Here is a 26,155-nt window from a genome sequence, read left to right on the forward strand (position 1 = left end):
TCTACCACCTCATCAAGGTCAACCCCCGCACCGGCGAAATCGCGAGTTGACAACTATAGGAGCGTCAACGCTCTCGCAGAGACCGTCAACGGGCTCTACAAGACCGAGCTGATCTACTCCCGGCCCGTCTGGGAGACGGCCAGCACGGTCGAACTCGCCACGATGGGCTGGGTCAACTGGTGGAACACCCAGCGCCTTCACGAGGCCCTCGACTACCGCACGCCCGCAGACGTCGAGGCCGCCTACACTCACCCCACGACGACCGCACCCGCGACCGTCTTACCACGGACGAAACCCAGGACGCTTCAGTTTCGTGCGCTCACCGTAGCCGGGGATGACCCAGTCCGCTGGTGGGCGGGCAGCTCCACCGTGAAGACCGCGCCCTGCCCGCGACCAGGGGAGGTGGCTGTGAGACGTCCGCCGTGGGCTTCGGCCAGGGCCTTGGAAATGGTCAGGCCGATCCCGGAGCCACCATGGTCGCGGTCGCGGGCGGTGTCACCGCGGTAGAAACGTTCAAAAACGTGAGGTATCTGCTCCAGGCTGATGCCGTCGCCGGTATCGGCGACACGGATGGCCACCCGCCCTGGGCCCTGCCGGTTGGCGCTGAGCGTGACCTGTCCGCCGGCTGGGGTGTGGCGCAGGGCGTTGGAGAGCAGGTTGCCCAGCACCTGGCCCATGCGTTGCCGGTCGGCCTCGATGTCCCCGGCGGTCTCGTCGACGTCGATGTTCAGGGCCACACCTTCGGCGGCGTAGGCCTCCCGGTGGGCCTCGGCGGCCGCGCGCACCAGCTCGGCCACAGGTTGTTCGGTGCGGTCCAGGATGATGCGGCCTTCCTCCGCGCGGGAGACGTCGTTGATGTCTTCCACCAGACGGGTGAGGCGGGCGAGCTGTTCACCCATGAGCTCGCTGGTGGTCTCGTCCCAGTGGGCGACCTCGTCCTGGAGCGCCTCCAGGTAGACCGTGAGCACGGAGATGGGGGTGCGCATCTCGTGGGCCAGGTCGGAGAGCATCCGTCGGCGGGTGTCTTCGGTGCGCTCCAGCTGGGCGGCCATGGTGTTGAACGCCCCGGCGAGGGCGTCCACCTCAGCGCCGGCGCCCATGGCGGGGACCCGGGTGTCGTAGCGGCTGCGGGCCATGGCCTGGGCCGCGTGGGTGAGTGCGTCGATCGGGCGCTGGAGGCGGCGGGTGAACACCAAGGTGACGCCCAGGGCGCATACCAGGGCAGTGGCCAGGGCCATCCCCAGGGTCCAGAGGTTGGTGTCGCGGTAGGCCTGTTCCACATGCATCAGCTGGGTGGCGTCGTGCCCGGCCCCAGCGCGCAGCAGGTGCTCGTGAAAGATCGCCGGGCCCACTATGGAGGCGGCGAGGACCGCGGCGAGGATGCTGGCGATCACCACGATGGTTTGCGCCAGGAAGAACCGGGAGGCCAAGCCTCGTGGGCGGTGCCTGCTCATCGGCTTGCCATGCGGTAACCGACCCCTCGGACCGTGCTGATGCAGTCAAGATCGGGGTGTGCCTCAATGAGTTTGCGGCGCAGATGCCCGATGTGCACGTCCACGATCCGCTCGTCGCCCACCCAGGACGGATCCCACACGATGTCGATGAGCTGACGGCGGGAGTAGGCCCGTCCGGGGCCGGCCGAGAGTGTGGCCAAAAGATCGAACTCGGTGCGCGTCAGTGCGACCGCGGCCCCGCTCACCCGGGCCTCGTGGGCAGCGAGGTCGATGACCAGGTCCCCGAAGACCCATGGGGCCTCTCGAACGGTGACGGTGCGCGGGCGTCGCAGCACGGCCTGGACCCGTGCGACGAGTTCGCGCACGCTGAAGGGCTTGGTGATGTAGTCATCGGCGCCCACCTCCAGTCCGGTCAGCTTGTCGTCCTCGTCCCCACGGGCGGTGAGTATGAGCACATAGCACTCGGAGAAAGACCGAAGGGCACGGCACACCTCGATCCCGTCCAGACCTGGCAGCCCCAGATCCAGGACCACCACATCCGGGTGCTGGTTTCGGGCTGCTTCAAGGGCCGCGGGGCCGGTGTGGGCCTGGTCCACGGTGTAGCCGGCGCGGGAGAGATACGTCGCGATCATCTGCGCTAGGGCCTTCTCGTCGTCGACCACGAGCACCCGTCCCGGATGGGACGGGGAATCGATGCCTGGGTTCATGCCTCCAGTGTCGTCCCCACGCTGCGACTGGGTGACCGCGAGAGCGCAGGTCATCTGTGATCTTCGCTGAATCTTCACAATAATCCCGGTCTCTTCGCCCGTGCGCGGATCCAGAATGGTTGTCGTCGTTCGTGCCCTGCTGTGCCTCGGAAAGGAATCATGAATCAGGTTTCCCGCAGACGGATGTTGACTGGTGGCTTCGGCCTGCTCGGTGCTGGTGTCCTGGCAGGGGGTGCACCTGCCGCGGGTTCCTCCGCGGCACCGTCACTTCCCGGCCGGGCTCTGGTGGAGAAGACGCTTGTCGCGCAGCCGGCGACCCTGGACTTGGGAGGCTTGCAGGTCGATACGTGGGCCTACGGTGACACGGTCCCTGGACCGCTGATCCGGGCCACGGCCGGGGACCGGTTACGGATCACCGTCGACAACCAGTTGCCGGCCGAGACCACCGTGCATTGGCATGGCATCGCCCTGGAAGCCGCTGCCGACGGGGTGCCAGGGCTGACCCAGGACCCGATCGCCACCGGGAGCACCTACACCTACGATTTCACCGCACCGGATCCGGGGACCTATTTCTACCACCCCCACGTCGGGCTCCAGCTGGACCGGGCTCTGTACGCCCCGCTGATCATCGATGACCCGAAAGAACCAGGGTGCTACGACCACGAATGGGTGCTCGTGCTCGATGACTGGCTCGACGGCACGGGACGCACGCCCGAGGACGTGCTCCAGGCGCTCACCTCCTCCAGTGGGAACGGGGCCGGCCACGGGGGCATGACCGGAATGGACCACGGGGACATGGACATGAGCTCCCCGGAGGCTATGGGCGGTATGGATCACGCACCGATGAAGGGCGGTGGAGACTCGCCCTACGGCGAGGACGCCGGGGACGTGACCTACCCGCATTACCTGGTCAACGGCAAGGTGCCGGAGGCCCCGGATGTGCTGGCCGCCAAGCCGGGGGACCGGGTGCGGCTGCGGATCATCAATGCCGCCGCCGACACCATCTTTACCGTCGCTCTCGGCGGGCACCGCATGGAGGTGACCCACACCGATGGGTTCCCCGTGAAGCCGCAGGAGACGGACGCGCTGGCCATCGGCATGGGCGAACGTTACGACGCGATCGTCACCCTAGCTGACGGGGTCTTCCCGTTCGTGACCGCCCCCATGGGCAAGGACGGTCAGGCCATGGCGTTGATCCGCACCGGCTCCGGCGCCGCACCGGCCCCGACGGTGACGCCGAAGGAACTGCGTTGCCCGGCCTTGATCGGCGCCGAACTGGAGCCGGCCGACAGCGCCCGGTTGGAGACCCGGGACGTCGAAGTGGCCCTGCCTATGGCGCTGACCGGACAGATGGACCCTTACCAGTGGGGGTTCAACGGCGCTCCATACGGCAAGAATGACCCGCTGATGATCCGAGAAGGCCAACGCGTCCAGCTGGACGCGGCCAACCAGACCATGATGGCCCACCCGCTGCACGTCCACGGACACACCTTCGCCCTGCCCAACGGATTGCGCAAAGACACGGTCATGCTCGCCCCGATGCAATCCCTGGCCCTGCAACTGCAAGCCGACAACCCCGGGGATTGGATGGTCCACTGCCACAACCTCTACCACGGCGAGGCCGGAATGATGATCGAGATGAGGTACCGCCGATGACGCTCATGCCCCGACGGGCTCTCCTCGGTTTGGGCCTGGTCACAGGAACCGGGCTGGCGGTCGCAGCCTGTTCCCCGCAGCCGGGCGCCTCCACATCGGCCCCCTCCGGTGAGGGCGCCGCCGGGGCCACGGCGATCACCCATGTCCATGGGATCACACGCGCCCCGGCCGACGGGGTCGTTCTGCTGGCCACCCACGAAGGCCTCTACCGCCTCGAGGACGGGGACCTGACCAGGGCCGGGCCCATCGTGGATCTGATGGGCTTCACCATCGCCGCCGACGGCCGCTACCTGGCCTCAGGCCACCCCGGCCCGGGTGTAGACCTACCCGAGCCATTGGGGCTGGCAGAGTCCACCGACGGCGGGCAGAGCTGGAGCGTGCTCTCTCGCGGTGGGGAATCGGATTTCCACGCCCTGGCTGCTGGCCCCGCCGGGATCATCGCCTTCGATGGGCAACTTCGGTTCAGCCCCGACGGGCGCACCTGGCAGATGCGCGCCATTCCCTCGGCCCCGGTTTCTTTGGCCGTGTCCCCGAAATCGGGGGCGGTGCTGGCCACCACGGAAAACGGCGTGCTCCGTTCCACCGACGACGGGGCCAGCTGGTCCCCCCTGAACACCCCCCCAGCTGGCCTCACTGGTGGCCTGGGCCGACGACCGCACCATCGTCGCCACAGGGATCGACGGGCGCCTGCTGACCAGCACCGATGCCGGGGCGAACTGGACCTCCAGCCAAGAACCCATCGGGGAGGTCACCGCCCTGGGCGCCAGCCGCACCGATGACGGTGACGTAGAAGCGCTGCTGATGGCAGAAAACCAGGTGTTGCGCACGGTGGACGGGGGAGCGACAACACAGCAGCTGCTGTGACAGCTGGGCTGTGAGTTGACCAGGGCCGAGAATGCCCACCGGGCGGGCCCCACCCCGACAAGACAACATCAGGGAGACGACCATGAGCGAGGCCCCTAAGTGCCAGGGGACGGGCTCGGTGATGAGCGCCGCAGGCGCGGCCGTGCCGCGGAAGCGGCTGAGCGGCATTGACGCAACTCGGAGCTGGCCCTGATCGGGTTGGCCGCCATCCACTACCTGCCCGCCCTGGTGGCCGGGGTGGACTTAGGTCGGGTTGACCGCTATCCACTACCTGCCCGCCCTGGTGGCCGGGGTGGGCTTAGGAAGCATCACAACTTCCCGGAAACCCCTCGCCAAATATACCCCCGGGGGGTACTGTCGAGAATGAGGAGGCAACTATGACGGATTCGCACGCCCACCACCATGGTGGAGCCTCGCCCTTGCGCGAGGCCCCCACCCCCGATCACCCCCACGATTCCCAGGACGAGCATTCGGGTGACGGCGGCCACGAGGGAGACGGTGACCATGGAGGCCATGGTGGACATGACCACGTCGCCATGTTCCGCCGCTTGTTCTGGATCTCCCTGGTCATCTCGATCCCCACGATCTTTCTCAGCGGCAGCTTCGCGCACCTGCTGGGCTACCAGTTGCCGGACAACGCACTGATCACCTGGGTCCCCGTGATCCTCGGCACCGTGCTCTACGTCTGGGGCGGCCGCCCGTTCCTGACCGGTGCGGTCGACGAACTCCGGCAGCGCAAACCCGGCATGATGACCCTGATCACCCTGGGCATCTCGGTGGCGTTCTTCGCATCCTGGGGCAGCCACCTCGGGCTGCTGCCACCGGACCTGGAGTTCTGGTGGGAGCTGGCGCTGCTGGTTGTGATCATGCTTCTGGGGCACTGGGTCGAGATGGCGTCTCTGGCCCGCACCTCCAACGCGCTCGATGAGCTCGCGGCCCTGCTGCCCGACGAGGCTGAGGTGCTTGACCCTGACGGCTCGACGCGCACGGTCGCGCCCTCGGACCTCGCCGTCGGCGACCGCGTGCTTGTCCGCCCGGGCGGACGCATCCCCGCCGATGGTGAGGTGATCGAGGGCGAGGCCGACATCGACGAGTCCATGGTCACCGGTGAGTCGGTCCCCGTCCTGCGCGGGCGGGGCGACCGGGTCGTGGCCGGCACTGTGGCGACCGATCGACCATTCACCCTCCAGGTCACCGAGATCGGCGAGAACACGGCGCTGGCCGGCATCCAGCGTCTGGTCCAGGACGCTCAGTCTTCCTCGACCCGCGCCCAGCGCCTCGCCGACAAGGCGGCGAACCTGCTGTTCTGGTTCGCCCTCCTCGCTGCCGCGATCACCGCCGTCGTGTGGGCGATCCTCGGCACACCCAGCATGGCGCTGGTCCGTGTTGTCACCGTCCTGGTCATCGCCTGTCCCCACGCTCTGGGGCTTGCGATCCCGCTGGTCGTCTCGATCTCGACCGGACGGGCCGCCCGCCAGGGCATCCTCGTCTCGGACCGCAAGGCCCTTGAGCTCGTGCGCAGCATCGACACCGTCGTCTTCGACAAGACCGGCACCCTCACCCTCGGCGAGCCCGCTCTGCTGGGCGTGCAGCTGGCACCAAACGCCCCGGCGGGCATGAACGAGGACCGTCTTGTGGCCCTCGCGGCCGCGACCGAAGCGCAGAGCCAGCACCCTCTGGCGCGGGCGATCGTGGCCGCCGCACAAGACCGCAACCTTGCCGTGCCGCAGGCCACCGGCCACGACAGCGCGACCGCGGTCGGCGTCTCGGCCACCGTCGAGGGCACCGACATCCGCGTCGGTGGCCCCGCACTGCTCAGCCAGGCCGGTGTGGAGCCGCTGTCCACCGACGAATGGGCTCAGGACGGGCGGATCGTTCTGCATGTCCTCGTAGAGGGCCGAGTTGCCGGGGCCCTAGCCTTGGCCGACGAGGTCCGTCCGGCCGCCCGCGAGGCGATCGAGGCCCTGCACCGCCTGGGGATCGAGACGGCGATGCTGACCGGCGATGCCCACAACGTAGCCGAGGCCGTTGGCCGCGAATTGGGCATCGACCGCATCGAGGCTCAGGTCCGTCCCGAGGAGAAGAGCGCCCGGGTCCGCCAGTTGCAGGAACAGGGCAAGAAGGTCGCGATGGTCGGCGATGGTGTGAACGATGCTCCGGCTCTGGCCCAGGCCGATGTCGGGCTCGCGATCGGCGCCGGAACCGACGTCGCGATCGCCTCGGCCGGGATCATCCTCGCCTCCGAGGATCCGCGCGCGGTGGTCTCGGTCGTGCGGCTCTCGCGCGCCTCCTACCGCAAGATGGTGCAGAACCTCTGGTGGGCTGCCGGCTACAACTTGATCTCGGTGCCGCTGGCAGCCGGTGTGCTGGCCCCCATCGGGTTCGCCATGCCCATGGCCATCGGCGCGCTGCTCATGGGCGCCTCCACGGTGGTGGTTGCGCTCAATGCGCAGACGCTGCGCGGCCTCGACCTCACCGCTGAGGGGTCGGTCGAATGGGCAAAGAATCAGACCTGACCCGGGTCGTCAGCGTGGCCATCAATTCTTCGCCAGTCTGTTGTCGCAGGGTTGGCATAGAGACTTTCAGGCCATCCACGCCTGAAGGAACATCAACGAAGGAGACGAGATGAAGAAGTCCATCTGGACTACCAGCATGGCCGCTACCGCAGCGGCGAGCATGCTCGCGCTGACCGCCTGCGGAGGCACCGCGGAGGAGGAAGACGCACAACCCGCGCCCTCGCAGACGGCGTCCGAGGCGGCGACTGCGCCGTCGACATCGCCCGAGTCATCGAATATGGACATGGGCATGGATCATGGTTCCGGGGGTATGGCCGGGCACAATCCCGAGGGCGGGCCCCCGCCCGAGGGCATCGAGACCGCAGCCGATCCCACCTATCCGATCGACTCGACGGCGGTTCTCACCGCTGACCACATGCCCGGCATGGCGGGGTCAGAGGCGACGATCACCGGTGCCTTCGATACGACGGCCTACTCGGTGAGCTACACGCCCACAGATGGTGGCGAGCCCGTCGTCGACCACAAGTGGGTCGTGCACGAGGAACTGGAAGATCCGGGTGAGGCGCCTCTTCCGGCGGGTACCGAGGTCGTGCTGGAGGCCAATCACATGCCCGGCATGGAGGGCGCCGAGGCGACGATCGAGAGCTCGACCGAGGAGACCGTGTACATGGTCGACACCACGATCGATGGCATGGAGATGGCCAACCACAAGTGGTTCGTCGAAAGCGAGCTCCAGCCCGCCGAGTAAGCGTGAAAGGGGCGGTGTCCCGGCCCGCGCGTCTTCACGAACTCTTCATGGCTTCGCCCTTCCGCCTCCTGCCGGTCGCTGTCTATGGTCAACGGAGCGGGTTGGTGCCTGCCAGCCCGCTCCGTTCGGATCGACAGAAAGAGCGAGACCATGACTCATCACGTGAGCTCGATGCTGGAGACGTACCCGAAGGATCTCGGCGGCATCGACACCCAGAAACTGGCCGAATGCATCGAGGCCTGCTTCGAGTGCGCGCAGACCTGCACCGCCTGCGCCGACGCCTGCCTGGCCGAGGACATGGTCGCGGAACTGACCCAGTGCATCCGTCTGAACCTGGACTGCGCCGACCTCTGCGAGACCACCGGGAGGGTGCTCTCCCGCCAGACCGGCAACAACATCGACGTCAACCGCGCCGCGCTCGAAACGTGCCGGACGGCGTGCCGGTCCTGCGCCGAAGAGTGCGAGAAGCACGTGGATATGCATGAGCATTGCCGGGTCTGCGCGGAGGCGTGCCGGCGCTGCGAGATCGCCTGCGCGGATCTGCTGGCCTCTCTGGATTGAGACCGGCCTGCTCAGACCTTTGTTCGCCTTCCAGCAGGCTGAGGCTTGCCGCAGCAAGCTGGGGGCGAACCTCAACCGTGGGGGAGATGCCAACGGCGCCAAGCCACAACCAGGTGAGGATGACTGCGCGGTCTACCAGTGGCGTCCGGACCCAGTAATCCATGGTTCGATCCCCACAGGGCCCACCATTGTGATGTCTCAGTACATGGGAAACACCCCGAACCCTCAGGTTCGGGGTGTTTTTCGTTGTGGCTGGTACTTCCGCGTGGGGTCCAGGGTGAGCTCGCGGAGGATCTCTCCGGTGGCCTTGGCCACGATGGTGATCTCGCGGTCCTCAACGATCAGAACGACGTGGGTTCGGGCGTGGGCTCGGCCGATGCCGATGTGGAAGAGCTGGCCGTCGTAGCGCAGCGTGACTTTGCCCGTGGCGTCGATCTTGTCGGTGCGGAACCGGGTCGTGGCCGGTGCCAGGGGCCCTGGGGTGTCCTTCGGTGCGGCGATGTAGGCGGCGTACGGGGTGGTCTTCTTCGCTGAGTGGATCCGCTGAGTGTTGTAGATCTCGCGGAACTGATCGAGCAGGGCCTGCAGGCCCGGCAGGTCTGCTGGTGGGGGCTGGGCTGCCAGCCACTTCTTCAGGGTCTGCTGGAAGCGCTCGACTTTGCCCTGGGTCTGCGGGTGGCCTCCGCGGCAGTCCCGCTTGGATGGTGGACAACGTGGCTTCGTAGACGGCGGGGCCGTCGGCCCACATGCGGGACTTGGTGGTGATCCAGCGGTGGATGCTGGCCGCGATCGCACGCGCCTCAGAGGCCGCTAGTGGCGATCCCGCGCCATTGCTTGTCCAGACTCAACCGCCGTTCGACTCGATCACGCGGCGACCCCGCCCCGCCGCGCCGGCCCGGTGCCGGGCCCGGCAAAGTCGCGCGCGATCGGCGGCAGGGATGCGGTCAGGATCAGGGCGGCGCCGAAGACCAGGGCGCCGAAGCCCATTCCCCAGTAACCCAGCGTGCCCACGATCCCGCCGAGGAAGAACAGGCCCACGAGCACAGTGAGCACCCGCAGCTTCTCCCGGTCACCGCGCACTGGGGCGGCGTCCCGGCTGCGGTAGAGGATGCGGCCGAGCTCCACGGCGATATCGGTCACCATCCCCGTGACGTGGGTGGTTCGCACCGGGAAGTCGCGGATCTTGGTGATCAGGGCGTTCTGCAGGCCCATGGTGAAGCACAGCGGTGCCACGAGCACCAGCTCCGTCTCAGGGCCCTCGAATCGCCCGGCCAGCAGACCGGTCACGAGCATCAGTACGCCCTCCAGTGCCAGGACGTTGGCGTAGCGGCTCGAGAGCCGTCGTCGTCGGCCCCAGGTGAAGACCACGGTGCACATGATCGCCCCGACGATGAATGAGGACACGGCCAGGGCCGCCGCCAGCACCAGGCGCCAGTCGCCGGTCATGAAGTGATCGGCGCCCGAGGCCGTCATCCTGGTCATGTGCGACGTGTAGAGACCCACGGCCACGAAGCCGACGGAGTTCAGAGCCCCGGCGATGACCACCAGCAGGTAGGCCAGGTGCCGGTCGAAGAGCGGGGTTCGGCGGGGGCCGGAGAGTAGCTGGGCGTAGCGGTAGATCTGGCGGGGAGCGCGGGGGAGCATCTCGGTACTATAGGCAGGCGCGTGTGAACGGCGGATGCAACGCAGGTAGGGATCCGCCGGGAGTCCGCTCAGTTCATCAGTCGATTCTCATCTGGGCGCGCACCGGTGCAGGGTGGGGCCGCAGAGCTGCTCAGCGCCGCAGGATCATGGGGGTGTGCGTGATGCCGGCTTCCAGGAAGGGCGCCTCGTCGCGTAGGAGACACGCTCTAGCCGATCAGGCCGCGAGATGAGCACGTGGTGGCTCGCGTTCGGCGGTGACCTCCGTCCAGACGGCACGAGCGGGTTGCCCTGTGGACGTGAGCCGGCGACACCTTGTGTCGGCGGGACTGATAATCCATGGGTCGTGGGTTCGAGCCCCACAGGGCCCACCCAAAGTGTCCTACGGGAACACGCGACATGCGTAGGTTCGTCGTGTTCATGTTCCGCCCCCTTGCCTTCGTCGTCGCCGTCTGCGTGGGCTTCGCGGATGATGGTGGCGAACGGCTCGGCGAGTCGTGGGCGTAGTTGCTCGTCGTCGGTGATGTCGAGGCGGGTGTAGAAGGCTTGGTTCGCCAGCCGTCGGTCGGCGTCGCCGGATCGGGCGTAGGCGTGGTGTGCGTCGGTGAGCAGTCGCAGGCTGTCGTGGAGGAACGCTCGCCCTCCGGTGTGGTGCTCGTCGTACTCCGCGAGTTTCCGGTTCACGTCCGCCAGGCCCGCCCGGACGCGGTCTTGGTGCCGCTTCAGAGTCGGGAGGTCGATCGCGTCTGCGAAGTGCGCGGCCAGCAGCTTGTCGCTCTCGGCTTCAAGTCGCGTCCGGTTCGCGGTGAGATCGGCGAACTCCTGGTCGCGTCCGGCGGAGCGTTTGTCGAACGCCGCATCCACTCGCGCGGCGAGGCTCAGGTAGTCGTCCTCGCTGATCGTGATGGATCGGTAGGAGTCCTCGACCAGACGTTCCGCGACGGCGACGGGCACCGCGCGGCGGGTGCAGGTCGTCTTCTTCGCGGCGCGGCCGGAGCAGATGAAGTAGGCGTAGGTCGTGCCTCTCGGGTTGGTCGCGAAGTCGAGCAGCATCCTCGACCCGCAGGTGCCGCAGTGCAGCAGGCCTTTCAGGTGGTGCACGTGCTGCACCTGCCGGGTTGCGTGCGCGTTGCGCGCCTTCAACAGTGATTGCACCTGATCGAACAGCACAGGCTCCACGATGGGTGCGTGCGCCCCGGGATGCAGCGCGCCCCGGTAGCGGATCACCCCGGCGTAGTACGGGTTCGTCAGCACACGGTAGAGGGCGTTCTTCCCCAGCGGCTTCGCCGGGCGCTTCGGAGTCGGCACGGACACCAGTCCGCGTGCGGTGAGGTCGCGCAGGAGGCCGGTCACGGAGGTCTCTCCACCCGCGTACTGCTCGAATGCCCAGGTGATGAGTGGGGCGCGTTCGGGATCGACTTCCACTGTTCGGACCTCGCGGCCGCGCTCGTCAGTCTTGCGGACGTTCAGGTAGCCGATGGGAGCGCGCCCCGGGGTGCCACCTTGAGCGAGCTTCTGCGTGAGCCCCTTGGTGACCTCAGTGGCGAGGTTGCGGCTGTAGAACTCCGCGATGGACGACATGATGCCGTGGACGAGCATCCCCGAAGGCGTCTGATCGATGGACTCCGTCGCCGAGACGAGCGTGACTCCGGCGTTGATGAGGGCTTCGTGAATCTTTACGTCATCAGCGCGGCTGCGGGCGAGCCGGTCGAGCTTATGAACAATGCAGAAGGTGACCCGGGTCGCGGCGATGAACGCCAGCATGTCCTGCAACCCGTCACGATCCGCCGAGCGTGCGGACTCTCCGGCGTCGATGAACTCGCGCACGATCCGCGCGCCCAGCTCGTCGGCCTTTCGCGCGTTCGCCTCGCGCTGGGCGGGGATCGAGAATCCCTCCTCGGTGCCGCCGCGTTCAGCCTGCTCCCGCGTCGACACGCGGAGATACGAGACGGCAAGGAGCGCGGGCATGGCGGCAGACTCATCGGAAGTCTTGGTGCTGAGTGTCGCGGTTCTCATGGGTGGCCTCCTTGCCGGGTGCTTCTTGGATCCGATTCTCTCGCGCACCCCTGACAAACCGAAGAGCTCAGTGGCGCGCAGACGCCAGGTCGTCGGGCGGTGGGAGCCCATAAGGGTCGGCCTCGCCGTTCGCCCACGCGCGATGCCGGGCCTCCGCGATGCCCAGCACCCACTCCATTAGCTTGCCGAGGTCAGGCTCATCACGCCGCGTCACCCGCAGCCGCAGACTCCGATCGTCGCTTCCCATGCCAGACAGGTGCACGACCCTCCGCACGATGCACACTTTCGCCCGTCCGCCCGTCACCACTTTGAGGTCACACGCATCTTGCAGATCGAGGAGTCGCCACTTACGTCGGTGACGAAACAGACGTACCGTGGAACATGGCCACCAAACGCTACGACCCCACAGCGGCCGACTTCAACGGTCGCTACTCCCGCTGGGTCGCCGCCCTCGAATCCGGCAGCGAAGCCGAGCTGCTGGAAGCCACCGTGGCGCTCCCAACGCTCAACAAGCGCGTGCTGAAGAAGCTCGCCGTAGTGGACCGGGACGAGCCCGACCCGAAGGTAGGGGCGGAGCAGAAACGCGTGATCGTGCTGCTCAGCGAGATCAACGCCAACGCGCAGCAGCGCCGCCGCGAACGCGAGCAAGCCGAGCAACGTCATCGCGACCGTACCGTCCGCGTCGAACGCAGAGTCGACCTGCCCACCACCTGCGCCCGATGCGGCACCAAGCTCAAAGAAGTGAAGCCCACCGGCAGGCCGCGCCTGTACTGCTCTCCCGCCTGCCGCAAGGCCGCTTACGAAGACCGCCGCGCCCACCGCGACGGCGCCGTCAAGGTGCAGATCATAGAGAAGGTCGTCACCGAGGTGCGGGAACGTCGCATCGAGGTACCGCACCCGAGGAGCGAATGCATCGATGCCGTGCTCTACGACAACGAGGCTCTCGTCCAGGCCATGTGGGTGCTCATCGACAACGTCGCCGACGAGAACTACGAAGCATTCAGCCCCGATCGGCCAAGGTTCTGGGACCTCTACAACAACGTCGAGGTCCTCTACGAAGCCCTCGTGAAGCGTGCAGCAGCCGACGAACGCCGCCCTCCCGTGCCCGAGCCGACACCGACGAACAAGCACAGGCGCAAGATGCAGCTGATGACCAGGCCTGACCCTGACACGTAGGGGCCGCCGGAGTAGAGCCACGACGTGGGCTAAGTGCACCTTTGGTTGTCGTTACGGTTTCAGCCTTGGTAGGATGGCGGTGTGAGGGAGCGAGAGATTTACCCGAGCGCACCTATCGTCCTGATGGCGATCGAGGTGCGGCACCCGCTATGCGAACCACTCGACCGCAAGCAGGTCGCGGAGGTGTCCGCGCGGATCAAACAGCTGCTGCCCCTGCCGAGTGAGATGAACGAGGTCTCCGTCACCGTGCAGGCAGGGCCGGACGGTCCGCCCACACAGCAGCAGGTCGTCAGCAGCTTCCCGAGGTGGACGAGCCGTGACAAGCGAACGGCACTGTCCATCCGGCCAGACAGCCTCGTGATCGAGACCACTGACTACGGCAGTTACGACAGGATGCGTGAGTTGCTCGACGCCGTGCTCCGGGCCCGCCTGGCCGTTGCAGCCCCGGCCGGAGTCGAGCGGATCGGACTCCGGTACATCGACGAGATCAGAGTCCCAGCAGAGAACGGTGGCGGCGCACCCTCCTGGGAACAGTGGGTGGATGCCACCTTGCTCGGTCCCGCGCATGTCGGTGCGGAACTGGGGCTTGTGCCGGTTGTGAACGAAGGCGTCTTCGTCTTCTCCGGCGGCATCGATCATGCGCTAGTGCTGAGGTACGGCGCGCAGAGCGATTACGCCGTGCAATCGACTCCCGACCTGCGACGTCCGTTGCCTCCTCCGGGGCCACTGTTCAAGCTGGACATTGACAGCTTTTGGCAAGCAGCCGACGAGGTGCCCGAGTTCGACGCAGAGCTCATCCTGCGTCAGGCAGACGCACTTCATGAACCAGTGCGTGGGGTCTTTGAGAGTGTGATCACGGATCGACTACGAGAGGAAGTGTTGCGAAATGGCTGACACCTTGGTGCGGAACGCCGCTGTTGAGTCGGCGCTGGGATCGCGCGCTACGGCGGGTGACTCCACGTTCACTCGGAACCTGACGGAGACGAGACTTACGCCTCCCCGCTTGACGACGGAAGTTGGCGGAATCCGGAGCGTAGCACGTGCGCTCCACGACGACGTGGACGACCTCCACAAGCGCACCCACGAGGACGAGTGGCGCACGGCGGCAGCTGAGCGCGGTAAGGCCAGCGTGACGTCGATGCTCACGGAGCTTGCTGGTCTCGGGTTCGCCTGGCGCGACATTGCACGGATGGTCGGCGTGAGCGTGCCGGCCGTGCAGAAGTGGCGAAAGGGAGAGAAGGCCTCGGGCGACAGCCGCATTCGGATTGCAAGTCTCCTTGCGGCGTGCGACTTGATCATGAGCCACTACATGGTCGACGAGATCGCCTCCTGGTTCGAGATGCCGCTCTCCTCGTCTGCCCCTGTCACGCCGATCGTGCTCTACGCAGCCAATCGTGCGGACCTCGTCTTCGAGTTCGCAAGCGGCCACGTAGACCCCGAAGCGCTGCTGTCGGAGTTCGACCCCGACTGGCGCGAACGGTACCGATCAGACTTCGAACTCTTCGAGGCGGGCGACGGCAACCGCTCGATTCGCATGAAGGGCTGATCTTGAGCCACGACCTCGAATCCCCGTACGCAGAGGGTGTCCCCGACTGGGACGCCCTCTACCGTGCGCGCGGCGATGAGGTCGGGGCGACTCGCCCCATCTTCACCGGTGATGTGTTCACAGGCGTGCAGCTACCCGGATCGACCGGCAAGACGAAAGCGCGCTCCGTGGTCGTCCTGCAGCACCCGTGTTCGATGCGCACGAACGGCGTCGACCTCGCCTGGCAAGTACTCGTCGCCGAGGTGGCGAATCGCAAGGAACTCGACGAGCACGGCTGGGTGGGCGGCAACTTCAACCTGATGCCGCTGCCAGACGTCCGCCCCGAGGTGACGAGCCAGAGTCGGCATCAGGCGGCGAACTTTGACAACCTCTACACGGTGGCACCTGACGCGCTGACCTCGCGCGTAGCCTCCCTGTCACCGTTCGGGGTGAACCTCCTACTTCAGCGATGGGTGCACTACAGCTCCCGAGTCGTCGTGCCCACCCACACCTTCCACGAACAGACCGTCGCCTTCTACGAAGAGGCAGACCTGATCGAGGAGTGGTGCGACGAAACGAGCGGCGATGATCTCCGAGCCGAGACGCAGGCATGCCTCGACTGGCTTCGCGCCGACAGGGACGGCACGACCTATCAGGAACTGCTGAAGAACCCGCAGTCCCACAGCATGATTCGCCGCACGATGCGCCAGGCGCAGAAGAACGGAACCAGAGTTGAGAACGACTGACCTCGCCAAGGTGCGCGCCACGCTGTGGGCAGCGGCCGATGAGTTGCGCGCGAACTCGAAGCTGACGCCGGTACAGTACCGCGACCCGGTACTGGGTCTGGTGTTCCTCGCCTACGCCGAGAACCGCTTCGAGGGGATCAGGGCTGAGGTCGAGTCGAGGGCCTCTGCGCGCAACCCCGCCACGGTCGCGGACTACAAAGCGAAGTCGGTGCTGTACGTGCCCGACGAATCGCGGCTGTCGTATCTGGTCGGGCTGCCCGAGGGCGACGACATCGGCAAGGCCGTGGATGGCGCGATCAAGGCCATCGAGGCGACCAACCCCGAGCTGAAAGACATCCTGCCCCGCGGCTACCAGAAGCTAGAACGCCCGACGCTGATTGAACTGCTGCGGCTCTTCGCGCCGCTGCCGACGCAACTCGAAGGCGATGCGTTCGGGTTCATCTATGAAGACTTCCTCGCCAACTTCGCCGCCCAGGAAGGGAAGGGCGGCGGCGAGTACTTCACCCCCTACTCGATCGTCCGGCTGATCGTCGAGATTCTCGAACCCTTCCAAGGCCGCGTCTTCGACCCTGCCTGCGGCTCGGGCGGCATGTTCGTTCAGTGCGCGAAGTTCGTCGAACGCCACCACGAGTCGGCGACCCGCAAGCTCTCGGTCTTCGGTACAGAGAAGACCGAAGACACCGTGCCCCTGGCCAAGATGAACCTCGGACTCCATGGGCTCTCCGGTGACATCCGCCAGGCCAACAGCTACTACGAAGACCCGCACCGCGCGGTCGGCGCGTTCGACTACGTGATGGCGAACCCGCCGTTCAACGTCGACAAGATCAAGAAGGCTCAGCTCGCGGGCGACAAGCGGTTCCCGTTCGGCCTGCCCAAGGCTGACAACGGCAACTACCTGTGGATTCAGCAGTTCTACGCGGCCCTCGCACCGACCGGTCGCGCCGGGTTCGTCATGGCGAACAGCGCGGGCGACGCGGGGCACTCCGAGAAGGAGCTGCGCAAGCAGCTCATCGAGTCGGGCGCGGTCGACGTGATGATCGCCATCGGCTCCAACTTCTTCTACACCGTCACACTGCCGGTGACACTGTGGTTCCTCGACAGGGCCAAGATCGGAACCCCGCGCGAAGACACGGTGCTGTTCATCGACGCCCGGCACATCTACAACCAGATCGACCGCGCCCACCGTGACTTCACACCCAAGCAGATCGAGTTCCTCGCCAACATCGTGCGCCTCTACCGGGGTGAGGACGTCGAGACCGGGGCAGGCAGTGAGGCGCTGCTGGCCGAGAACTTCCCCGAGGGGCGGTACGTGGATGTCGCGGGCCTGTGCAAGGTCGCCACTCGCGGTGAGATCGAGGCGCAGGGCTGGAGCCTCAACCCCGGCCGTTACACCGGCTCGGCAGTCGTTGACGAAGACGATAAGGACTTCGCAGTCAAGCTCGGAGAGCTCTACGAAGAGTTCACTCAGCTTAGCGACGAGGCGGGAGTGCTGCGCGCCAAGGTGGATGCCGCCGTCCAAGGGATTCTCGGCGTATGAGTGAGTGGCGTGAACTGGAACTTGGTCGGGGGCTGCGCGTCAAGCACGGCTGGGCGTTCAAGGGTGAGCACTTCCGTGACAGCGGAGAGCAGATCGTCCTGACTCCGGGCAACTTCCACGACGGCGGTGGCTTCAAGCCGAAGAACGGGACCGAGAAGTTCTACGACGGTGCTTATCCAGAGCAGTTTCTCCTCAAGCGCGGGGATGTCGTTACTGCGATGACCGAGCAGGCACAGGGTCTGCTCGGAAGCACGGCGACGATCCCGTCGGACGAGACCTTCCTTCACAATCAGCGGATCGGACTGGTTGAGATTACCGATCCCGAGGTGCTCGACCTCAGATACGTCTATCACCTGATGAACGCGCCCATGGTGCGCCGACAGCTTCAGGCGACAGCAACCGGATCAAAGGTGAGACACACGGCTCCGGAGCGGATACAGGACGTGCGTGTCGCGGTTCCCGATATCCCTACGCAGCAAGTCATCGCCGAGGTGCTCGACACGGTCGATGTCCTGATCGAGAACAATCGGCGGCGGGTGGCCGTGCTGCAGGAGATGGCGCGGGCCATCTACCGCGAGTGGTTCGTGAAGTTCCGCTATCCCGGCCACGAAGACGTGCTCCTCGTCGACTCCGCCCTCGGTCCCATCCCCGAGGGCTGGGTCGCGGGGACGGTTGGCGATGCGCTCGAACTCAAGTACGGCAAGGCTCTGAAGGCAGCTGTTCGGCGAGGCGGCGAGGTCGCGGTGGTTAGCTCCGCTGGCGTTGTCGGTTGGCACGACGAGTCGCTTGTCGACGGTCCAGCTATTGTCGTTGGGCGTAAGGGGAACGTCGGAAGCGTCCATTGGGTCGATGGCCCCTGCTGGCCCATCGACACTGCGTACTACGTCGCTACCGGCCTGCCTCTCCGATTCGTCGTCGAGCAGTTGCGTCGCACTGAGTTCACCAACACTCACGCAGCCGTTCCTGGCCTGAGTCGCGATGGTGCCTACGCAAGGCCCTTCCTGATCCCACCGAGTGACCAGCTCGACAACTATCAGAGCATCGTCGATCCGCTGGGCGCTGAAGCCTCTGCTCTCGCGAAACAAAGCGACAGCCTTGGGTCGTTGCGCGACTTGCTGCTGCCGAAGCTCGTCACGGGACAGATCGACGTGTCGGCGCTCGACCTGGACGCCCTTGTGCAGGAGGGAGTCGGGTCATGACGCCGTCGGGTCCGGAGTTCTCGTACGTCGAGAGGCCCAGCATGGAGTTGCTGGGTCAGCTCGGTTGGACGCAGGTCGATGCCTTTCAAGAGACCCTGGGACCGCAGGGAACCCTCGGTCGCGACTCCCAGCACGACGTGGTGCTGACCCATCGCCTCCGGTTCGCGATGCGCAAGCTCAATGATCCTGATGTTCCTGACGCTTCGATCAACGAAGCCATCGAGGTGCTCACCAAGGATCGTTCGGTCATGGACCGGGTGCGTGCGAACCGTGAAGTGTACGACCTGCTGCGCGACGGCTACCGGGCCGAGTGGACCGACGACCTCGGTGAGAAGCGCATCGAGACGCTGCGGTACCTCGACCTGAAGAATCCAGCCAACAACGACCTGCTGGCGGTGCAGCAGATGTGGGTCAAGGGCCACCTGCACTCCCGCCGACTCGACGTCGCCTTGTTCGTCAACGGCGTGCTGTTGGTGCTCATGGAGTTCAAGGAGCCGGGGGCTGCACTGAAGTCGGCGTACGACGACAACCTGACCGACTACCGCGACACCATCCCACAGCTGTTCATCCCGAACTGCTTCGTGCTGCTCTCCAACGGCAGCGAGGCGAAGGTCGGGGCGACATACGCGCCGTGGGAGTTCTTCGGCGACTGGAAGGTGATCGACGCCGCGGGCACTCGTGGCGTGATCGCGCTGGAAACCGCGCTGCGGGGAACCTGCGAACCGGCGATCCTGCTCGACCTGTTTGAGAACTTCGTCGCCTACCTGGAGCGCCCGGGCGGTCTGATCAAGAACGTCGCCCGCTCGCACCAGTACCTCGGCGTGAACGCCGCCATTGAGAACTTGCGTCGGGCTCGTGCCGCACAGGACAAGCGGCTCGGTGTGTTCTGGCACACCCAGGGGTCGGGCAAGTCGCTGTCGATGCTGTGGTTCACGCAGAAGGTGCTGCGTCAGATCGCTGGCAAGTGGACGTTCGTGATGGTCACCGACCGCACCGAGCTCGACACTCAGCTCCACGGCGAGTTCGCCGACGCCGGGGCAGTCCCGCCCGAGGCACGGGTTCACGCGGCATCCATCGCTCATCTTCGCGAACTCCTCGCCGCCGATCACCGCTACGTTTTCACGCTGATCCAGAAGTTCCAGCCGTCGAAGGCGGCGGGCGAGCGGGAGATGCCGGTGCTCTCGGAACGCTCGGACATCATCGTCATCACCGACGAGGCGCACCGCAGCCAATACGACAGCCTCGCCCTGAACATGCGTCGAGCGCTGCCGAACGCATCAATGATGGGCTTCACCGGCACGCCACTGATCGCGGGCGACGAGCAGGCGACCCGAGAGCAGTTCGGCGAGTACGTCAGCATCTACAACTTCCGCGACGCCATCGAAGACGGCGCGACCGTGCCGCTCTACTACGAGAACCGCATCCCCGAACTGCAACTGGTCAACGAGAACTTTTCCGACGAACTCGACGCGCTCCTCGAAGTGGCCGAGTTGGATGAAGACGCCGAGGGTGCGTTGGCGCGCGAGTTCGGCACGCAGTACACCCTGCTGACACGCCCTGAGCGGTTGAAGACCATCGCCTCCGATCTGGTGCGGCATTTCGTCGGGCGAGGGTTCGCGGGCAAGGCGATGTACGTCGGCCTCGACAAAGCCGCCGCCGTGCGCATGTATGACCTGGTGCGGGAGGCGTGGGCGGAGCACCTGGCCGAGCTGCGTGCTGAGCACGATGCGCTGCCGGAACTGGAGCGACCCTGGCTCGCTTCGCGCATCGAGTTGATGGAGACCACCGACATGGCGGTCGTGGTGTCGCAGAGCCAGAACGAGCTGAAGACACTCGACGACCTGGGCCTCGACATCCGTCCCCATCGCGAGCGGATGAACCGCGAAGACCTCGCCGAGAAGTTCAAAGATGCGGCCGACCCCCTGCGGCTCGTCTTCGTCTGCGCCATGTGGATGACCGGATTCGATGCGCCGAGCGTGTCGACGGTCTACCTCGACCGGCCGATGAAGAACCACACCCTGATGCAGACCATCGCCCGCGCCAACCGCGTGTTTCCCGAGAAAGACAACGGGCTGATCGTCGACTACGTTGGCGTCTTCCGAAATCTGGAGAAGGCACTCGCCGTCTACGGCGCAGCGAGCGCGGGCGAGTCTCCCATCGAGATCATCGACGCGCTCGCCGGTGAGTTGGACCTGGCGGTCTCGGACCTGATCTCGTTCTGTGCGAACGCCGGGGTCGATCTCATTGCGATGCGCGACGCTGAAGGGTTCGACCACATCGCCAAGCGCGACGCTGCGGTCGAGGCTCTGCTGGTCGATGAAGAAGCCCGCAACGACTTCACCGGCAAGGCGCGGCAGGCGCGCAAGCTCTTCAAAGCGCTCCTCCCGAATCCGAAGGCCGCCGCCCAGCAACGCACCGTCGCCGTGATCCGAGTGCTCCATGAGCGCATCGTCGAAGTCACTCGCCCACCGGAGGCCGACATCTCGGCCGTGGCAGACGCAGTCGACGCGCTACTCGACCGCTCGGTCGGCGCGGAGGAGTACGTCATCCGAGCCGCAGCCGAAGGAACCAACCCTGACCCGTTGATCGACCTGTCGCTCATCGACTTCGACGGCCTCGCCGCCAAGTTCGCCGGTCGGCAGCGGGCCGAGACTGACCGGCTCGCTCAGTTGCTCCGCCAGCAGGCGATCGGAGCGGCCCTGCGGAACCCCACCCGCTACGAGCTCGTCGAACGCATCGAGCAGCTCATTGAGGACTACAACGCGGGCAGCGTGAACATCGACGAGTACCTGCGTCGCCTCATCGAACTGTCCCAGACCCTGACCGCCGAGGAAGAACGGGCCGTTCGAGAGGACATGACAGAGGAAGAACTCGCGATCTTCGACCTGCTCACCCAACCCGACCCTGTCCTCACCGCAGAGGAGCGAGATGCCGTCAAGGCGAGCGCAAAGTCTCTGCTGGAGCACCTACACGAGAAGATCGTTCAGGACTGGCGGCGCAAAGTTGCCACCACCAACGACGTCAACAGCACCATCCGCCGAGTCCTGGACCAGAGCCTGCCGGAAGTGCCATACACCGTCGACATCTTCCACACCAAAGTGCAGTTGGTCTTCGACCACGTTCTTACCGCCTACGGCGACAACGGCGAGAGCGCCTACTCGCCCCGAATCGACTTCAGCTACCCGAGCGACCGTGTGCAGGTCGAGTACAACGGTCCGATCGACGTGAACAAGGTCGCCGACGATGTCGTCGCCCGCATCCACGCCGACCCCGAGTTTGCGGTGAGAGTGGCCGCCGAGTTGGGGACGAGCCCTGATAGATGAGCGAATCAGGGTTGACCCCCGACGATCGCCAAACGCGGCTCGCCAGCTGGCTGGCGGAGAAGCGTCCAGACCTGGCGAGCATGTACAGGACCGCTCGCGACCTGCTGGCGACTGCCGCGAAGCCGGGTGATGAGCGGACGCGTGTCTCGCACATCTGCCACTCAATGCGAGAAATGATGAATCGTCTTCCGGGCGCACTCGGGATCGCGGGGACAGGCGGTGGCGGCCCACGGAGCTCGACCCATGTGCGCAGACTTCCTGCCATCGCCGCACGCTTCCCCAACCTCGACCTCCGCCAAGAGGTCGAGAACGTCCCGGTCCCTCAGGCGCTGGCAGTTCTCCTCGATGACCTGATCAAAGCTGCCGTCGCTGAGGACGGGCGAGTAGCTGCGAACGCTGCCGCGCTGCTCACTGACGATGGGAACACCAAGCATCCGGCAGTCCGCGAGTGGAAGGACCTCGTCGACTTCTTCGTGAAATGGGCGCATCTCCACGACGCGCAGAGTGACGTTCAGTTGATCCCATCCGACAACGACCTGAGGCAGCGGATCGAACTTGCCGAGGCTCTCATGGACGGCATTAGAGCTGAGTTCTTCGACAGCCTGCACGCAATCGAGGACCTGCTCGCCGAAGCCAACCAGCTCAAGGACGGAGGCGAACAAGATGGCTGAGTACCAGGCTCCGACGGCAGAGCAGGTTCAGGCAGCGCTACGCCGGCTGACGTCATTCCAGCTACGTCGGGCGTTCTACGAGGGGCTCAAGAATCCACATTGGGTGAAGCCACTCGCTGATGCGGGAGCTTTCAGCAGCCCTCCCGAACCAGAAGTCGGAAGCGACGGCATCGTGCGTGAGCAGTACTGGCCTGAAGCTAGCTACTTGGATGCGATGGTTGAGCATGTTCCAGCTGAGGTTGCTGAAGTTCTTGGCACTCTCGCGGGTAGCAGCAACTCCTGGGTCCGGAGAATCGCATTCTCTGCTGGCTCGCGTATGCCCACAGCCATTGCCGCCAAACTGAAGCCAGTCATTGATGGCTGGGAGGATAGCGGCTACGGGTGGCGCACAGATCCACGGGACCTCGTGTCGTTCACGGTCAACCTGCTCCAAGGAGGCGAGACCAAGTTCGGCGTTTCCTTCGCCAACAAGCTGTTCCGGCCAATCAAGGACAAGGGCGGCAACAACGACCCCGTGACGGAGCTGAAGGCCCATTGGTATTCGCGCGAACTCCCGAGGGTGACCATTGCCCTCGGAGACAACGCATTGAAGACCATCCTGCCTTGGCTCACGCTCTGGGAAAAGAACGAAGGAAGCATCGGAGACGAGTTCGACCACAGCGGCTTTGGGCGCTATGAGATCTCTAGAAGGCAGAACTCCTACCACGAGATCCAGGATGCGCTGATTGACGCCGTGCGCGACGCGGCGATCCAGCATCTGGAGAGGGACCCAGCGGCGGCGTGGGCGGCCCTCAACAGAAAGCCGATCCTCATCGTGCGCCGCATTTCGCTTTACGCGGTTGCAGAAGTCCTTGGGCGCCAAGCGGCTACTGGCAGGGCGAACACCGACCTGCTGACTGTCGCGCGAGAACTCATGGTCGACGCGAAGTCCCGCGAGCAACTCGCCACATCGGACTTCATCGGGCTGCTCCGCGCGATAGGTGCGGTGTCTCATGCTGAGCTTGACCAGCTTGAAGGGGTGCTGGCGTCCGGCCACATCACCGAGCAGGAGGCGGCACGAATCACGCGGAACCTGCGTGAACGAGGCGAATCAGACGCCGAGATCCAAGACCAGATCGCACAGTGGGACAGGCGATGGAGACACCGCGTGTTGGCCGGCGTTGGGCCTGACCTCCTCCCAGCCACACTCAGGGAGCAACTGGACGTGCTCGATGCTCAAGATGGCGTCGTTGATGACCCCACGCGTCCGACCTTTCAGATGTCTGGTTGGACCGGACCGAACAGTCCAATCCCTCAGGAGGAGATGGCAGCTCTGGCTCCGATGGAGCTTGTTGCGCAGTTGGAAGGCTGGCACGACGAGGGCGACGGCTGGGGTCCCGAGCCTTCCCACGAGGGGCAAGCGAGGGTGCTTGAGGCAGTCGTTACAAGTAACCCAAACGCGCTGGATGGCCAGCGGGACCTGGTCCGACGATTGCGCCCGACCTACTTGCGGGCAATCCTCAGCGGCTGGGAGGGAGCGCTCAAGTCAGAACTCGCGCTTCCTTGGGAGCAGGTGCTGACTCTCATCGGCGACATCCTCGCTCATTCCGATGAATCGGATTTCCCGGTTGAGGGTGGTCGATTCGACGACGATCCGGACTTCACAGAAGCCAAGAAGGTCGCGGTCCGATTCATCGCCCACCTGGCGGCCAAGGCCCCGACCACGACGCTTTCCGAGAAGCAACTGGGCCGACTGGCGGACCACCTCTTGACCGCTGCAACCGGAACTGCCACCTGGAGCGAGTATGTCGGCACGGTCGAGGAAGAGGACTCCGGATGGGACCCGCTCATGGTCTCGCTGAACTGGAAGTGGCCCATCTTGTTGCGGGGGCTGATCAACCTAGTTGGTCTCGGCGAAGCTCGCCCTTGGCATTCCAGGTCGCTCGAAGCGCTCGGCCAGCAACTCGCCTTGGAGGATCCTCGCGGCGCCTCGCGAGCCGTTCTAGGCGAGGGGCTCGCAAAACTCTTCAATCATGCTCGCAGTTGGCTTCTCGGGAGTCTCTCTACCTACTTCGGCACGCGCTCAGGACTGGACCGGAACCAACAGATCGCAGTGACGACTGCTATCGCCATGCAGTACTACCACCCGGGCCTCTACCGGCTCCTCACTGATTCCATGATTGCCGCGCTCGACAGCACCGAGCAGATCTCGATCGGTTGGGGCAACGATGTCTCGCCGCAGCAACGGATCGGCCAGTGGGTGATCGAGGCGATCATCCGAGGGCACATCGGAGACGATGACCCGCTGCGCACTGAGTTCTACACCCGGGCCGACCCCGACGCTCGCGGCGATGCGATCGGGCACACCGCGTGGTCGTTCATGCACGCCGAGGAAGTCGACGATGCGATCCGCGACCGGCTCGCTGACCTCTGGGATGAGCGCGTCCGCCACGTCAAGGCACACCCCGAGGACAAGGCCGAGCTCATGGACTTCTACTGGTTCATCCGGAGTGAGAAGTTCCCGGCCGCATGGTGGCTACCCCGGCTGGTCGAGGCCCTGACGCTCAATCGAGAGCTGGACACGAACGGGATGATCGGCGAGCAACTAGCTGCCGCCGCCGACGAGCTTCCACGGGTCGCCCTTGACGCGCTGACCATGCTCCTTGCCCCCGCCGAGACGCCGGACCGGGACAACTACGACCTACGTACGCACTCACTAGCACCGGTGATCGCGGCAGCTCTCAAGACGTCCGACCCCCAGCTCCAAGCCGATGCACGATCCCTAGTGAACCATATGGGTGAAAGGGGCGAGATCGATCTTGAACGACGAGTTCAAGCGATCCTGCGCGCCAATTCGGAGGGAGATGCCACGACTCCCCCTGCGAGAGACCGATGGTAGTTAGTCTCGATCACCGATCGCGCGTCTTCGCCCACACCGTGCCGCGATGGACGCCGAACCAGCTCGCGAGGGTCGTCACGCTGACGCCCTCCGCACGGGCTGTTCGCATGGCGTCCACTTCCTCGTCCGTGAGCCGTGTTCGAGGTCGTTTCTTTGGTTCCGCCGAAGCGTCGATCAGCGGGTCATCGGCCTCGCCCTCAGGCTCGGCATCCCCGCGAACGCCCTGATTCCTCGCGTAAACGAGCCGCTCAACCGGTGGTCGCCTGTTCCCGCAGTGCTCCACTGCTTCCACCCCTCTTTCTCCGAAGCCCCCGCGGTGACCAAGTCGCTGCGGGGGCTTTTGCGTGCCCGCAGAATCTCTTCGGCGGAGAGTTGACCACTTCAAATTCTCCATTGTGCAGTTAGAGTGATGAGCGTCACCAAATACGCCTGCATGCGGAGGGGAAATCATGCAACGTTCCCGTGCCGCACGGATGCTTTGGGCGAAGACCCCAGGCCAGGACCTTGATCTTGTGGAGCAGCGGCTCTGGCTGTCTTTACTTCAGCATTGCCGTGATGCGACGGATGTGGGTGGACGACTCTTTGACATCTGGCTCCCCCGTCAACTCCAGGATCGTTTGAGCGCAGCCAGCGGTGGACACGGGCGCGAGTTGGCAGCGTGGGCTGCGGGTGTGCATGACATCGGAAAAGCGGGCCTTCACAGCTGAGTGTGGGTAGCGGTTCTCCGCCAGGGGCGATGACCGCCTGCAGCGAGCAGAGCCCGTAACCGGTAGTTGTCGAAGTTGCGGAAGCCGCGGGCGACGCGACGCATGGTCTCGATGACGCCATTGACCGCTTCCGTGGGCCCGTTCGAGGCTCCTGCGGTATCGAAGTAGGCCAGGATCGCGGCCTTCCACCGGCGTAAGGTCCGTCCGAGCCGGGCGATCTCCGGAATGGG

21 protein-coding genes and 1 pseudogene are annotated in these 26,155 nt (G+C 65.5%); 16 read left to right on the top strand and 6 right to left on the bottom strand.

The window, feature by feature from the left end; genetic code table 11:
* Window positions 1-270: pseudogene (locus tag GTW58_RS14700) on the top strand (integrase core domain-containing protein); the annotation flags it as partial.
* Window positions 271-305: 35 nt separating this feature from the next.
* Here GTW58_RS14700 and GTW58_RS14705 read toward each other — a convergent pair.
* Both GTW58_RS14705 and GTW58_RS11170 read right to left on the bottom strand, forming a co-directional pair.
* Complete coding sequence (locus GTW58_RS14705) at window positions 306-1,454, bottom strand: sensor histidine kinase (protein WP_119933552.1); 1,149 nt, start codon at window positions 1,452-1,454, stop codon at window positions 306-308.
* Entirely contained in the window at window positions 1,451-2,161 is a 711-nt protein-coding gene (locus GTW58_RS11170) for a response regulator transcription factor (protein WP_040561645.1), read from the bottom strand. The genes GTW58_RS14705 and GTW58_RS11170 overlap by 4 nt, the downstream gene beginning before the upstream one ends.
* Before the next feature lie 159 nt (window positions 2,162-2,320).
* On the opposite strand from GTW58_RS11170, the gene GTW58_RS11175 reads away from it, so the two are divergent.
* The 5 genes from GTW58_RS11175 to GTW58_RS11195 all read left to right on the top strand — a co-directional run bounded on the left by GTW58_RS11175 (window position 2,321) and on the right by GTW58_RS11195 (window position 8,506).
* The gene (locus GTW58_RS11175; RefSeq protein WP_119933553.1) at window positions 2,321-3,817 is read left to right on the top strand and encodes a multicopper oxidase family protein; all 1,497 of its coding nucleotides are present in this window, start codon (window positions 2,321-2,323) and stop codon (window positions 3,815-3,817) included.
* A complete protein-coding gene (locus tag GTW58_RS11180; RefSeq protein WP_245195228.1) occupies window positions 3,814-4,596 on the top strand; it encodes a F510_1955 family glycosylhydrolase in 783 nt (260 codons plus the stop codon). The genes GTW58_RS11175 and GTW58_RS11180 overlap by 4 nt, the downstream gene beginning before the upstream one ends.
* 462 nt (window positions 4,597-5,058) lie before the next feature.
* Entirely contained in the window at window positions 5,059-7,197 is a 2,139-nt protein-coding gene (locus tag GTW58_RS11185; RefSeq protein ID WP_119933554.1) for a heavy metal translocating P-type ATPase, read from the top strand.
* A 109-nt stretch (window positions 7,198-7,306) separates the two neighbouring features.
* A complete protein-coding gene (locus GTW58_RS11190; RefSeq protein ID WP_119933555.1) occupies window positions 7,307-7,945 on the top strand; it encodes a YdhK family protein in 639 nt (212 codons plus the stop codon).
* Window positions 7,946-8,095: 150 nt separating this feature from the next.
* Window positions 8,096-8,506, top strand: coding sequence for a four-helix bundle copper-binding protein (locus GTW58_RS11195; protein ID WP_006214730.1), 411 nt, complete (start codon window positions 8,096-8,098; stop codon window positions 8,504-8,506).
* A gap of 225 nt (window positions 8,507-8,731) precedes the next feature.
* On the opposite strand, the gene GTW58_RS11200 is transcribed toward GTW58_RS11195, so the two are convergent.
* From GTW58_RS11200 to GTW58_RS11210, 3 genes are all read right to left on the bottom strand, one after another.
* Window positions 8,732-9,301 (bottom strand): integrase core domain-containing protein, encoded by a 570-nt coding sequence (locus GTW58_RS11200; protein WP_006214729.1) that lies wholly within the window; start codon window positions 9,299-9,301, stop codon window positions 8,732-8,734.
* A 69-nt stretch (window positions 9,302-9,370) separates the two neighbouring features.
* The gene (locus GTW58_RS11205) at window positions 9,371-10,150 is read right to left on the bottom strand and encodes a YoaK family protein (RefSeq protein WP_119933556.1); all 780 of its coding nucleotides are present in this window, start codon (window positions 10,148-10,150) and stop codon (window positions 9,371-9,373) included.
* 144 nt (window positions 10,151-10,294) lie between these two features.
* Window positions 10,295-12,163 (bottom strand): recombinase family protein, encoded by a 1,869-nt coding sequence (locus GTW58_RS11210; RefSeq protein ID WP_232818110.1) that lies wholly within the window; start codon window positions 12,161-12,163, stop codon window positions 10,295-10,297.
* 381 nt (window positions 12,164-12,544) lie between these two features.
* Here GTW58_RS11210 and GTW58_RS11215 point away from each other — a divergent pair, with 381 nt between their 5' ends.
* The 10 genes from GTW58_RS11215 to GTW58_RS15150 all read left to right on the top strand — a co-directional run bounded on the left by GTW58_RS11215 (window position 12,545) and on the right by GTW58_RS15150 (window position 25,925).
* A complete protein-coding gene (locus GTW58_RS11215; RefSeq protein WP_119933558.1) occupies window positions 12,545-13,339 on the top strand; it encodes a hypothetical protein in 795 nt (264 codons plus the stop codon).
* An 81-nt stretch (window positions 13,340-13,420) separates the two neighbouring features.
* Complete coding sequence (locus GTW58_RS11220; RefSeq protein ID WP_119933559.1) at window positions 13,421-14,233, top strand: TIGR04255 family protein; 813 nt, start codon at window positions 13,421-13,423, stop codon at window positions 14,231-14,233.
* Window positions 14,226-14,885: a hypothetical protein gene (locus GTW58_RS11225; RefSeq protein ID WP_119933560.1), complete on the top strand. Its 660-nt coding sequence runs from the start codon at window positions 14,226-14,228 to the stop codon at window positions 14,883-14,885. The genes GTW58_RS11220 and GTW58_RS11225 overlap by 8 nt, the downstream gene beginning before the upstream one ends.
* A 2-nt stretch (window positions 14,886-14,887) precedes the next feature.
* A complete protein-coding gene (locus GTW58_RS11230) occupies window positions 14,888-15,610 on the top strand; it encodes a hypothetical protein (RefSeq protein WP_119933561.1) in 723 nt (240 codons plus the stop codon).
* 10 nt (window positions 15,611-15,620) lie between these two features.
* On the top strand, window positions 15,621-17,147 hold the full coding sequence (locus GTW58_RS11235; RefSeq protein ID WP_198673450.1) for a type I restriction-modification system subunit M: 1,527 nt from the start codon (window positions 15,621-15,623) through the stop codon (window positions 17,145-17,147).
* Window positions 17,144-18,346 (top strand): restriction endonuclease subunit S, encoded by a 1,203-nt coding sequence (locus GTW58_RS11240; protein ID WP_119933563.1) that lies wholly within the window; start codon window positions 17,144-17,146, stop codon window positions 18,344-18,346. Before GTW58_RS11235 ends, GTW58_RS11240 begins: the two co-directional genes overlap by 4 nt.
* Window positions 18,343-21,669, top strand: coding sequence for a type I restriction endonuclease subunit R (locus GTW58_RS11245; protein WP_119933564.1), 3,327 nt, complete (start codon window positions 18,343-18,345; stop codon window positions 21,667-21,669). The genes GTW58_RS11240 and GTW58_RS11245 overlap by 4 nt, the downstream gene beginning before the upstream one ends.
* Window positions 21,666-22,340, top strand: coding sequence for a hypothetical protein (locus GTW58_RS11250; RefSeq protein ID WP_157980554.1), 675 nt, complete (start codon window positions 21,666-21,668; stop codon window positions 22,338-22,340). The genes GTW58_RS11245 and GTW58_RS11250 overlap by 4 nt, the downstream gene beginning before the upstream one ends.
* Window positions 22,333-25,218: a hypothetical protein gene (locus tag GTW58_RS11255; RefSeq protein WP_119933566.1), complete on the top strand. Its 2,886-nt coding sequence runs from the start codon at window positions 22,333-22,335 to the stop codon at window positions 25,216-25,218. Before GTW58_RS11250 ends, GTW58_RS11255 begins: the two co-directional genes overlap by 8 nt.
* A 473-nt stretch (window positions 25,219-25,691) precedes the next feature.
* Entirely contained in the window at window positions 25,692-25,925 is a 234-nt protein-coding gene (locus GTW58_RS15150) for an HD domain-containing protein (RefSeq protein WP_370448291.1), read from the top strand.
* On the opposite strand, the gene GTW58_RS11265 is transcribed toward GTW58_RS15150, so the two are convergent.
* Window positions 25,916-26,155, bottom strand: a 240-nt coding sequence (locus tag GTW58_RS11265; protein WP_168023519.1) for a transposase, incomplete at its 5' end; no start/stop codon positions are given. The genes GTW58_RS15150 and GTW58_RS11265 overlap by 10 nt on opposite strands.

Origin of the sequence: Kocuria subflava (assembly GCF_012163155.1) — a bacterium.
Taxonomy (GTDB): Bacteria; Actinomycetota; Actinomycetes; order Actinomycetales; family Micrococcaceae; genus Kocuria; species Kocuria subflava.